We start from the raw sequence: 11,654 nt of genomic DNA on the forward strand, positions 1-11,654 counted from the left end.
ACCGCCGCCGGGTCCGGCCGGCGGCTCGCCCGGGACGCCCCGGACGGGGGAACAGGCTACCGAACGGGTCGGCGGGCGCCTTCGACCGGCGGGGACCCCGCGCGCACCCGACCGGAATTCACACCGCCGAGGATCCCGGCGAACCGGACGCGATGCCCGGTCACACCGCGCAAGAGGCCCGGGCGACGGGGTGCAGGGCGGCGTACTCCAACGGCGCGGACGGATCGATGGACACGTCCAGCTGCGCCGGGCTCGCCCCCGCGCGCACCAGCAGGTCGCCGACGGCCGCGATCATCGCCCCGTTGTCGGTGCACAGGGTCAGCGGCGGCACCCGCAGCTCGACTCCGGCGTCGGCGCACCGCTCCTCGGCCAGCGCGCGCACCCGGGAGTTGGCGGCCACTCCGCCGACCACGACGAGCGTCTTCACCCCGTACGCCCGGCAGGCCGCCAGCGCCTTGCGGGTGAGCACGTCGGCGACGGCCTCCTGGAGGGAGGCGGCGCCGTCGGCCAGCGGGATCTCCTCGCCGCGCAGCCGGTGCCGTTCGGCCCAGCGCGCGGCGGCGGTCTTCAGCCCGGAGAAGGAGAAGGCGTACGGGTCGTCGCGCGGGCCGGTGAGCGGACGGGGGAACGCCACGGCGCACGGGTCGCCGCCGCGGGCGGTGCGGTCGATCGCGGGACCGCCGGGATACGGCAGCCCGAAGACCCGGGCCACCTTGTCGAAGCACTCCCCCGCCGCGTCGTCCACGGTGTCGCCCAGATGGAGGATCGGGTCCCGCACCAGATCCCGCACCAGCAGCAGCGAGGTGTGGCCGCCCGACACGATCAGCACCACGCACGGATTCGGCAGCGGCCCGTGCTCCAGGGTGTCGGCGGCCACGTGCCCGGCCAGATGGTGCACGCCGAACAGGGGCGCCCCCGCCGCGTACGCCAGCCCCTTCGCCCCGGCCAGTCCCACCTGGAGCGCCCCGGACAGCCCGGGTCCGGTCGTCACCGCGACGGCGTCCACGTCCCGCACCCCCAGCCCCGCCTGGGCGAGCGCCTCGGCCACGACCGGGTTGAAGGCTTGCAGGTGGGCGCGGGCGGCGATCTCGGGCACCACGCCGCCGAAGCGTGCGTGCTCGTCCATGCTCGACGCCACGACGTGCGCCAGCAGCCGTCCGCCGGAGACGATCCCCGCCCCGGTCTCGTCACAGGACGACTCGATGCCCAGCACCACCGGAGGAGAACCCATCGCGGGCCCCTTTCGCCATACATACGCACTTGAAAGGAGTTCGCAACAAGCGTACCGAGGTGCGCGGCGGCGCCGGGCCGGGGAGGACGGAGGACAACGGCGGGCCCGACGGGCGACCGCACTTCGGAGGTGCATCCATGGGTGAGTACGTCGAAGCCAACGGGACCACGATCTGGGCGGAGAGCCGCGGCGAGGGGCCGGGCGTCCTGCTCGTCGCCGGTCTGGGCGATCCCGTGGAGGCGTGGGCGGCGCAGCTCGACGGGCTGGCGGACCGGTACCGGGTCATCGGCTTCGACAACCGTGGGGCCGGGCGGACGCCGCTGCCCGACGGGGAGCTGTCCGTGGCGCGGATGGCCGACGACGCCGCGGAGCTGCTGCGGGCGTTGGGGGTCGGCGCGGCGCACGTCGTCGGGTTCTCCGGTGGGAGCGCGATCGCCCAGGAGTTGGCGTTGCGTCGGCCGGCGGCGGTCCGCAGCCTCGTCCTCACGAGCACGTGGGCGCGGGCCGACGCCTATCTGAACAACATGACCCGGTTCTGGCACTGGCTGGTCGCCGAGGCGCCCGACGAGCGTGCCATGTTGGAGGCGTTCTTCCTTTGGATCTACACGCCGCGCGCCCATGCCGACGGCACGGTGCAGCGGACGGTGGACGAGGCGCTCGCCTTTGCGCACCCGCAGTCCGCGACGGCGTTCCAACGGCAGCTGGCGGCGTTCGCCCGACACGACACGCTCGATCGGCTCCCCGGCATCACCGCACCGACGCTCGTCCTGGCCGGTGAGCACGACATCGCGACGCCGCCGCGGCTCGGGCGGATCGTGGCCGACGCGATCCCGGGGGCGCGGTTCGAGGTCCTCGCCGGGGAGGCGCACCAGCCGTTCCAGGAGTCGCCGGAGGCGTTCAACGCGCGGGTCCGGGCGTTCTGGAGCGAGGTCGACGGCGCTGCCCCGACCTCCTGAACGGGCCGGGTCACCCGACCTCCTGAACGTGCCGGTCACACGATGGCCTCCCGCCGGCCGTCAGCGCGCCGCGCCCCGCCGAAGATGGACCGCCCACGTCACCGCCGCGCACACCACGTACGCGACGAGGAAGGTCCAGTACGCCGCGTCCCCGCTGCGGCTGGTCAAGAACGCCTGCCGGAACGCGACGTTCACCAGCACCCCGCCGAACGCGCCGATCGCCCCGGCCAGCCCGATCAGCGCCGCCGCCCGCCGCCGGGCGTCGCGTTCGGCGGCGGACGCGTCCGCGCCGGAGGCGACCGCGGCCCGCGCCTTGGCCTGGAAGAGCGCCGGGATCGTCGTGTACGTCGAGCCGTTGCCGACGCCGCTCAGCGCCAACAGCGCCACGAAGCCCGCCAGGAACAGCGGCAGCGAGTCCCGGTGGGAGGCGACGAGCACCGCGGCCGTGCCGGCGACCCTCGCGACGAAGGTCCAGAGCGTCACCGCGGCTCCGCCCCAGCGGTCCGCGAGCCACCCGCCGACGGGACGCGTCAGCGAACCCAGCAGGAGCCGATGACGATGAAGGTGAGGTACGCGGCCTTCACCGGGGTGTCGAACTCCTCGTGGAACTGCACCTGGAACACCTGCCCGAAGGCGAAGCCGAAGCCGATGAACGAGCCGAAGGTGCCGATGTAGAGCAGGGACATCACCCAGGCGTGCGGCTCCCGCACCACCTCGCGCAGTGCGTCCCGGTCGTTCTTCAGCTGCGTCAGGTTGTCCATCGTCAGCGCCGCGCCCAGCGCCGCCAGCACGATCAGCGGCACGTAGACCAGCGGCACCAGCCGCGGGTGCGCCGCGCCCGCCGTGGCGAGGACCAGCAGGCCGACCAGGTGCACGGCCGGCACCCCGAGGTTGCCGCCGCCCGCGTTGACGCCCAGCGCCCAGCCCTTGAGGCGCTGCGGGTAGAAGGCGTTGACGTTCGCCATGGAGGAGGCGAAGTTGCCGCCGCCGACGCCCTCGCCGACCGGCTCGCGGACGCCGGTCGGCGGCCGGGGCGGGGGCATGCGGAAGGGCGGCCACCGCGCGGTGACCGCCCTTCCGTACGCGTCGCTCAGCCCTTGCTGAAGGAGTTCCAGAACTCCTCGAAGGTCAGCATGCCGTCGCCGTTGGCGTCCTTCGACCTGATCACCGCTTCGGCGACCGTTTCCGTGACGTTGAAGTCGCCCAGCTGCGCCATCACGCTCTTGTACTCGGACGCCGTGATCAGACCGTCGCCGTCCAGGTCGTACCGGTCGAACGCCCTGCGGGCCGCTTCCTTGTCCGCCACTTCCTCTGCCCCTCCTCGGTGCACTACTGACGGGGGTCAGATTATCGGTCCGAATCACTCCGACGGCCCAAGGGCCTCGCTTGCGGGCCGGGCAGGGGCTTCGCGGTGCGGTCAGCGCGCGGCGAGGGCCGGGACCTTGGCGGGTGTCTCGACGCTCGCGGCGGGGACGCCCGCGCGCCACGGCTCGTAGTGCGGGTTGTCCCGGCACTCGTCCATGATCTCGACCTTCTTGACCTTGTCGACCGGGCAGACGCCGACGATGAACTCGCGCGCCACCCCGCCGGGGAACGCGACCTCGACCTGGTCGGCGTACTTGTGGGTGTCGCCGATGGTCTCGTTCACGTCGACCCCGCCGGGGGCGTCGATGTAGTAGTTCCAGCCGTTCTTCCAGGACTTGTACAGGTCGTGGTTGTACGAGGTGGAGACGTACGGGGAGGGCTGGTTGACCAGGACGTACTGCTCCAGGTCGTACTGGCCGTCCAGCGGCGCCTTGGGGTGGAAGCCCTGTTCGAAGACGATCTCGGGGCCGCGGCCGTCGGTGCGGTAGAGCTGGAGGCAGTTGGCGCGCCAGGCGGGGGCGGGCGTGATGCGGGCGACGTCGACGCGGCGGTCGGCGGCGGCGTGGAGGCGGTCCGCGACCGGGGGACAGGAGTTGGCGGGGGCGGCGGCGCGGGTCGCCTGCGCGGGCACGGCGGTCCCGGCGCCCTTCGCGCCCTCCGTCGCCGGGGTGGCGGACGACGAGGCCGCGGCGGGGACGAGGACGGCGGACAGGGACAGGACGAGAACGGCGGCCCGGCGCCGCAGTCGAGTGGTGATCATGGGATCACCTTCCCGGCCGGCGACCACCGGGCCGGGGAACATCACCTGTGGGTGGGCGAGTTGGGGCGCCCTGCTGACGCAGGGGTGTTCGCCGCGTCAGCACGTCAATCCGTCAACCCGTCAACCCGTCAGCACGGCGAACGTCAGCGGAAGACGCCCGTGTGCCCCAGGGAGTAGCGGCCGGGCTGGGGGTAGAAGGCGAGCCCGTGGGGGCCGTCGCCCACCGGGATGCGGGCCAGTTGCTTGCCGGTCTTGGTGTCGATCGCGTACACCTCGGAGTCGTAGCGGCCGGAGAGCCAGAGCACCTTGCCGTCGGCGGAGACCCCGCCCATGTCGGGGCTGCCGCCGTCCGGGAGCCACCACTTCTTGGTCAGCTTGTTCTGCGGGAAGTCGAAGACGGAGACGGAGCCCTCGCCGCGGTTGGGGATGTACATCTCCTTGGAGTCGCGGCTGATGTAGAGCCCGTGGGCGCCCTCGCCGGTGGGCAGCAGGGTGGGGGTGGTGAACTTCTCCCCGTCGAGCACCCACACGCCGTGCGCCATCATGTCGGCCACGTAGAAGGTCTTGCCGTCCGGGGAGAGCTTGACGTCCTGCGGCATGGCCCCCTCGAAGGGCAGCTTCTGCTGTCCGACGACCTCCATCTTCTCGGTGTCGACCTTCAGCAGTTCGCCGGAGAACTCGCAGGAGACGACGAAGTACCGCCCGTCGGCCGAGAAGTCGGCGTGGTTGACGCCGTAGCAGGTCACGGGGGTGGTCTTGACCCGGTCCATGGTGTGCGGATCGCGGAAGACCAGCTCGCGGTCCATGGAGGCCATGACCACGGCGTACTTGCCGTTGGGCGTGAAGTAGAGGTTGTACGGGTCGTGGACCTCGACCTCCTTGCCGGCCTTGCCGGTGGCTGGGTCGATGGGGGTGAGCGTGTGGCCGCGGTTGTTGTTCACCCACAGGGTCTTCAGGTCCCAGGAGGGGACGACGTGCTGCGGCTGGACGCCGACGTCGATGGTCTCCACCACCTCGTACGTGGCGGGGTCGATCACGGACACGGTGTTGGAGTTGGTGTTGGGGACGTACACCTTCGTCGGGAAGCCCTTCACCACCGGCGAGAGCGCGCCGGGGCGGTCCGCCGCGTAGATGTCCTTCGGGTCGAGCACCGGCGGCATGCCGGGCAGCCCGGGCGGGGCGGCGGGCCGGGTGGCCTTCTTCGCTGCGGCGGCCTTGGACGCGTCCGTCCGCACGGACTGGCCGGTGTCGGCGCCGCAGCCCGCGACGAGGGCGAGCAGGGCACCGGCGCAGAGCACCCGGCCGCGCCGGGAGAGCAGGCCGGGCCGACGGGCTCGGGCCCGGCGGGGCACGGACGGCAGGGGCGAGGGGGGCGGGGACGGGGATGTCGAGGGGCAGCGCATCAGCTCAGCAGCTCCGTGGTGGTCACCGCGCGCAGTCCGCGGCGGTGGAGGTCGTCGAGGAGGGCGGGCAGTGCGGCGACCGTGTCCGCATAGCCGAAGTGCAGGCTGACCACCGATCCGCGCTGGATCTGCCCGGCGACAGTGCGGGTCACGGCCGTGGCGCCGGGCGAGGTGGAGTCGAGGGAGTCCAGGTCGTACGAGAGGACGTGGGGGTAGCCGGCGCGCTGGGCGAGCCGGGTGACCAGGGGGGTCGCGGATTCGGTGCGCGAGGGGCGGAACCAGGTGCCGATGGAGCCGGTGAGGCGGCGCAGCCGGTCGGCACACCCGGTGATCTCGGCGTACGCCTCCTCCTGCGGCAGCTCGTTGATCGTGACGTGGTTCAGGGTGTGGTTGCCGAGGTCGTGGCCGCCGTCGAGGATCCGGCGGGCCATGTCGGGGTGCTGGTCGAGCCAGGTGCCGACGGCGAGCACGGTGATCTTGGCGCCGGCCCGTTCGACTTCGGCGAGCACGGCCCGGGCGGTGGCCGGGTCGCCTCCGCCGTGGAAGGTGAGGGCGACCCGGGCGCGGTCGGCCGGGCCGTGGGCGATCTGGGCGGGCTGGCCCGGGAAGCGCCGGGGGGCGGGGGCGACGGGCGGCCGGCCGGCCGCGGCGGCGGGGGCGCTGGCCGCCGCTCGGGAGGTCGTCGGCGGCTTCGGGGCGCGACCGCCGTCGGCACAGCCGGCGGCGAGGGCGCCGGCGACGGCGGCCCCCGCCCCGGCGCGCAGGACGCGGCGGCGGTCGGTCGGGGTCATAGCAGAGGACGCTAGACAGCCAGTACGAAAAAAGTACTGATTAGACCGATTCAGGTAGTTTCGCGCAGTGCTCCCGAGCGCCCCGATACGCCTCCCGGGCGAGGCGCGCGCATCCACGCCGAAACAGGGAATTGTTCGCCAATGGCAGGGCCATGGCGATGTTTATGAGGCCAGTGCGCCATATCACCTGAGATCTTCATGAGACGTGCCCGCTTTGCTCGCCTTTGGGGGATTGTGGAGTTTGGGGGACGTGCCCCCGTCTGCCATAGTCGGAAGCACGACCGCCCTTGACCCGGGCTCGGTCGTCGACAGCGGTCGCGGACACACCCCCTTTGCCGCGCCCCTTCACCAGAAGCCCCCCGTCTGGCCGCACACCGGCTCGCGCGGGGGCTTCTGGTTTGCGGACCGCGCCAACCCCGGGCTCAGGGCTGCGGGGGGTGGCGCTGCGGGACCCGCATCTCGAACCAGGTGGTCTTGCCGCGCGGCAGCAGGTCGACGCCCCAGCGGTCGGAGAGCTCGTCGACGAGGAAGAGCCCGCGCCCGCTGACGTCCAGCGGCTGCACGGGCAGCAGACAGGGCAGCCCGCGCGAAGGGTCGCGGACCTCGACCCTGATCCGGCCCGGGCGGCGCGACATGCTGAGCCCGAAGGCCCGGGCGCCGGTGTGCCGGACCGCGTTCCCGACGAGTTCGGAGACGAGCAGCACGGCGGACTCGGCCAGCTGCGCGGAGAGCGCCCACTGCCGTACGACCACGGTGTGGGTCAGCCGGCGGGCGGTGGCGGCGGATTCCGGCCGGGACGGCAACAGGACCTCGGCCTCGGTCGGGTCCCCGAAGAGCTCCAGCGCCTTGTGCGCCTGCTCGTCCTCGATGGCCGTCACCCACCGCGTAGCGGTCACGCCGCCGCGCTGCCGCGGCTGTTCCACACCTTCGAGGCCCGCCATGCCCCCATCATGGCTGCCAGGAGCGGTTTCCGTGACCGAACCTGCGGAATACGACTCCCGGAACGAGCGATTCCGGGAGGGCCTGTTGGCATATGACATGGACCCCATAGGGACCGTCGTGCCCACCGTGAACTGCGTTGACACCCTGTCAACAAGGTCTCTGCGAAGCCTTGTGGGATTGCACGAGCCTTAAGGTGGTCTTAAGGCAGCAATAAGGAAGACTCACCCTTACCGGCCAACGCCACCGCCCCAACTCCCCTGGAGCGGGGACACTTCAGAGCTCCGGGGGCGGGGCGGCGGCGGTTTCCGGGGCCGTGGGGCGGGCGGACGTCAACGCGTCGCGCCGCGGGCGGACGTCAGCGGAAGACCGCCTTGCCCGGCCCCTCCTCGACGAAGCTGCGCATCCCGCGCTCCTTGTCCTCCGTCGCGAACAGCCCGGCGAACCAGTTCCGTTCGATCGCCAGACCGGTCTCGATGTCCGTCTCCAGCCCCGCGTCCACGCACTCCTTGGCCGCGCGCAGTGCGAGCGCGGGCCCCTTGGCCAGCTTCCCGGCCCACGCCCGGGCCTGCTCGTACACCTCGGCCGCCGGCACCACGCGGTCCACGAGGCCCAGCTCCAGCGCCTCGGCCGCCCGCACGTGACGCCCGGTGAAGATCAGGTCCTTCGCCTTGGACGGGCCCACCAGCCGTGCCAGCCGCTGGGTGCCGCCGGCGCCCGGGATCAGCCCCAACAGGACCTCCGGCTGGCCGAGCTTGGCGTCGTCCGCGGCGATCCGGTAGTCGGCGCAGAGCGCGAGTTCGCAACCGCCGCCCAGCGCGTACCCGGTGATCGCGGCCACCACCGGCTTCGGGATCCGCGCCACGGCGGTGAACGCCTCCTGGAGCCCGCGGGAGCGGACCACCATCGCGGCGTGGTCCATCGAGTGCATCTCCTTGACGTCCGCACCGGCGGCGAACACCTTCTCCCCGCCGTACAGGATCACCGCCCGCACGTCGTCGCGCCGACCGATCTCTTCGGCGAACTGGCGCAGCCGGTCCTGGAGCGCGATGTCCAGCGCGTTCATCGGGGGGCGGTCGAGCCGGATCGTGGCGACGCCGTCGGAGACTTCGAGGCTCACGGTGGTAACGGGCGCGGAGGTCGACGAGGTCGACTCGGAGGCCGATGCAGGGGTCGACGCAGGGGTCGATGCTGAGGTCATGGCAGCAGGTTAACCGGCGCTAACGAGGACGCCGCCGGTGCGCTGGCTCACACCGACGGCGTCCCCTCGCCCCCACCGTCCGCCTCCCGCCGCCGCCTCCAGCGGCGCGGTGGTGCTACTTGGTCCACTCCGACCAGGGCATGTTCCAGCCGTTGAGGCCGTTGTCCGGGGCGATCTGCTTGTCCTTGGAGTTCTTGACGACCACCACGTCACCGAGGAGCGAGCGGTCGTAGAACCAGGCCGCCGGGGTGCCGGCGTCGCCCGCGCCGCGGACGTCGCGCAGTCCGACGCAGCCGTGGCTGACGTTCTGGGCGCCGAAGGTGCCGGCCGACGCCCAGTAGTTGCCGTGCAGGAAGGTGCCCGAGTCGGACAGCCGCATCGCGTGCGGCACGTCCTTGATGTCGTACTCGCCGCCGAAGCCGACGGTCGCCCCGTTCATCCGGGTGACCTTGTGCTTCTCGCTGATGACCATCGTGCCGTTGTACGTGGTGGTGGCCGGGGCGCCCGCGGTGATCGGGATCGTCTTGATCTGCTGGCCGTCGCGGACGACCGTCATGGTCTTGGCGCTCGCGTCGACCGTGGAGACCTGGCTGCGGCCGACGGTGAAGGCGAAGCTCTTCGCCTGCTTGCCGTAGACGCCGGGGCGGCCCTCGACGCCGTCCAGGTTGAGCTTCACGGTGACCTTGGTGCCGGGCTTCCAGAACGCCTCCGGGCGGAAGTCGAGCCGGTCGTTGCCGAACCAGTGGCCCTCGATCGGGACGGCCGGCACGGCCGTCACCTCGATGGCCTTCTCCACGGCCTCCGGGTCGGTGATGCCGCGGGTGAAGCGCAGGGACACCGGCATCCCGACGCCGACCGTGGAGCCGTTCTCGGGGGTGTAGTGGCCGGTGAAGGTGTTCTTCGGCACCAGGGTGGTGAAGGAGACGTCCTTGGCGGACTCGCGGCCGTCACCGTCCTTGGCGACCGCGTGCACCCGGTACTTGGTGGCGCCCGCGAGGTGGTGCGAGGGGAGCCAGCTCCTGCCGTCGGAGGAGAGCGCGCCGGGGACCTTGCGCCCCTCGTCGTCCTGGACGGTGACGCTGGTCAGCTTGCCCTCGCTGGCGCTGACCTTCAGCGCGCCGCTGGTGGCGACCGCGGTGGCGCCGTTGTCGGGGGCAACGGTGACCACGGCGGCCGAGGCGGCGTTCGCGACGCTGGTGCCCTTGCCGTCACCGCCGGAGTTGCCGCACGCCGTCACCAGCACCATCAGCGCCGCGGCGAGCGGGGCGAGCAGCGCGGCGGACCGGCGGCGCCGCCGACCCGCCGTCGCGACCGCAGGCCCCGCAGAGTCCGCAGAACTCGCAGGCCCCATCGACCCCGCAGAGTCCGCGGAGTCCGCCGGTCCCGTGGATATGCCGCGCCCGTCCATGGTCGTTCTCCCCTCGCCCGGCCCGGCGCCCGCCGTGACCCGCTCCCCCGTGCAACCTCACGTGCACACATCGAAAGGGAATCACGGCGGGCGTCGTGGGACGGCTCCACGACCGTCACCGTTCCGTACCAACGGCCCCTGCGGGGCTGCGGATCGACGGGGGGGCGCTCCGGGGGCGTCAGCGCAGCGCCGAACCCTCCTTCCACGCCTTCCAGTCCACGTTCCAGCCGCTCAGCCCGTTGTTCGGCTCCACGAGCTTGTCGTGGGAGTTGACCACCTCGATGACGTCGCCGACCAGGGTCCGGTCGAAGAACCAGCCGGCGGGGGTGTCCCCGCTGCCGCCCTTCACGTCGCGCAGTCCGACGCAGCCGTGGCTGACGTTGGCCGCGCCGAAGGTCTCGGGGCTCGCCCAGTAGTTGCCGTGCAGGAAGGTGCCCGTCTTGGTCAGCCGCATCGCGTGGGGCACGTCCTTGATGTCGTACTCCCCCTTGCCGTCGTCGTCCGTGAAGCCGACGGTGGCGCCGTTCATCCTCGTCACGTCGTACATCTCGCTCACGACCATCTTGCCGTTGTACGTCATCGCGTTCGGCGCGCCCGCGGTGATCGGCAGGGTGGCGATGAGCTGCCCGTCGCGCCGCACCTCCATCGTCTTCGCCTCGGCGTCCACCAGCGAGGTCTGCGCACGGCCGACGGTGAAGGTCACCTTCTTGTCCTGGATGCCGTACGCGCCCGGTGCGGCCTCCACGTCCCGCAGCCGCACGTCGACGGTGACTTTGGTGCCGGGCTCCCAGTACCGCTCGGGACGGAAGTCCAGGCGCTGGTCGCCGAACCAGTGGCCGGCGACCTCCACCGCCGGATCCGAGGTGATCTTGATGGCCCGCTGCACGGCGGCCCGATCGGTGATCTTCCGGTTGAAGTCGAAGGAGACGATCATCCCGGTGCCGACGGTGGAGCGGTGTTCGGGCTTGAAGTAGCCGATGAAACGGCTCTCGGGGACCTTGGTGGTGAAGGTGGTGTGCCGGGCGACCCGGCGGCCGTGGCCGTCGAGCGCGACGGCGTCGACGGAGTACTTCGCGGCGAGGACGAGCCGGGCGTCCCCCTTGGGGCGCCAGCGCAGCCCGTCCTCGGAGACGGTGCCGGGCACGGGCGTGGGGGTCTCGTTCTCGATCCGGGTCACCGTGACGCGCTCCAGCCGGCCGCTGGTCAGGCGTACCTCAAGACGGCTCTTGGGGTCGACGTCCTGCGCGCCGTCCTCGGGCCGGACCCGGATCGCCTCGCCCGAGGTCAGGGGCTCGGCGACGGCCCCGGGTTCCTTCTCCGCGCCCCCGTCCGCGGTGCAGCCGGCGAGCCCCACCGCCGCTCCCGCGAGTGCCACCAGTCCGGTACGGGTCAGGGCTGCCCGGGTGCCGCGGGCCGCCCGCTTCAGTACGTTTCGTCTCACGCCCGCTCAACGACCGCGGGCCCGACGTGGAAACGTGGCCGGATCCCCGAAGAGCGGGACGAAGCGGACGGAACGCAACCCGCGCGCCGCGGCGCTGTGCGGTGACGGCGTCTGCGGCCCGGTCGCCACGATCGTCAAGCCACCCACGGCGCGACCGCG

General features: G+C 72.3%; 10 protein-coding genes and 1 pseudogene. 1 reads left to right on the plus strand and 10 read right to left on the minus strand.

Annotated elements, in window-relative coordinates; all coding sequences use genetic code 11:
* Window positions 1-160: 160 nt before the first annotated feature.
* Complete coding sequence (gene tsaD, locus ABZ842_RS15185; RefSeq protein ID WP_361537065.1) at window positions 161-1,231, minus strand: tRNA (adenosine(37)-N6)-threonylcarbamoyltransferase complex transferase subunit TsaD; 1,071 nt, start codon at window positions 1,229-1,231, stop codon at window positions 161-163.
* Window positions 1,232-1,368: 137 nt separating this feature from the next.
* Between tsaD and ABZ842_RS15190 the strand changes: the two genes are divergently transcribed.
* Entirely contained in the window at window positions 1,369-2,187 is an 819-nt protein-coding gene (locus ABZ842_RS15190; protein WP_361537067.1) for an alpha/beta fold hydrolase, read from the plus strand.
* Window positions 2,188-2,247: 60 nt separating this feature from the next.
* On the opposite strand, the pseudogene ABZ842_RS15195 reads toward ABZ842_RS15190, so the two are convergent.
* From ABZ842_RS15195 to ABZ842_RS15235, 9 genes and pseudogenes are all read right to left on the minus strand, one after another.
* Window positions 2,248-3,182: pseudogene (locus ABZ842_RS15195) on the minus strand (MFS transporter); the annotation flags it as partial.
* Between the two features lie 95 nt (window positions 3,183-3,277).
* Window positions 3,278-3,493: an EF-hand domain-containing protein gene (locus tag ABZ842_RS15200; protein WP_361537069.1), complete on the minus strand. Its 216-nt coding sequence runs from the start codon at window positions 3,491-3,493 to the stop codon at window positions 3,278-3,280.
* Window positions 3,494-3,604: 111 nt separating this feature from the next.
* Window positions 3,605-4,312, minus strand: a complete 708-nt coding sequence (locus ABZ842_RS15205) for an ADP-ribosyltransferase (RefSeq protein ID WP_361537071.1) — start codon at window positions 4,310-4,312, stop codon at window positions 3,605-3,607.
* Between the two features lie 143 nt (window positions 4,313-4,455).
* The gene (locus ABZ842_RS15210) at window positions 4,456-5,592 is read right to left on the minus strand and encodes a hypothetical protein (protein WP_361537237.1); all 1,137 of its coding nucleotides are present in this window, start codon (window positions 5,590-5,592) and stop codon (window positions 4,456-4,458) included.
* A gap of 122 nt (window positions 5,593-5,714) precedes the next feature.
* The gene (locus ABZ842_RS15215) at window positions 5,715-6,506 is read right to left on the minus strand and encodes a polysaccharide deacetylase family protein (protein ID WP_361537073.1); all 792 of its coding nucleotides are present in this window, start codon (window positions 6,504-6,506) and stop codon (window positions 5,715-5,717) included.
* A 422-nt stretch (window positions 6,507-6,928) separates the two neighbouring features.
* Window positions 6,929-7,447, minus strand: coding sequence for an ATP-binding protein (locus tag ABZ842_RS15220; protein WP_361537075.1), 519 nt, complete (start codon window positions 7,445-7,447; stop codon window positions 6,929-6,931).
* Window positions 7,448-7,803: 356 nt separating this feature from the next.
* Window positions 7,804-8,565: an enoyl-CoA hydratase-related protein gene (locus tag ABZ842_RS15225; RefSeq protein WP_361537238.1), complete on the minus strand. Its 762-nt coding sequence runs from the start codon at window positions 8,563-8,565 to the stop codon at window positions 7,804-7,806.
* Between the two features lie 196 nt (window positions 8,566-8,761).
* The gene (locus ABZ842_RS15230) at window positions 8,762-9,892 is read right to left on the minus strand and encodes an Ig-like domain-containing protein (protein WP_361537239.1); all 1,131 of its coding nucleotides are present in this window, start codon (window positions 9,890-9,892) and stop codon (window positions 8,762-8,764) included.
* A 340-nt stretch (window positions 9,893-10,232) separates the two neighbouring features.
* Window positions 10,233-11,495 (minus strand): Ig-like domain-containing protein, encoded by a 1,263-nt coding sequence (locus ABZ842_RS15235; RefSeq protein WP_361537077.1) that lies wholly within the window; start codon window positions 11,493-11,495, stop codon window positions 10,233-10,235.
* Between the last annotated feature and the right edge of the window lie 159 nt (window positions 11,496-11,654).

This window comes from Streptomyces sp. NPDC047315 (genome assembly GCF_040643215.1).
In the GTDB taxonomy this organism is placed as follows: domain Bacteria; phylum Actinomycetota; class Actinomycetes; order Streptomycetales; family Streptomycetaceae; genus Streptomyces.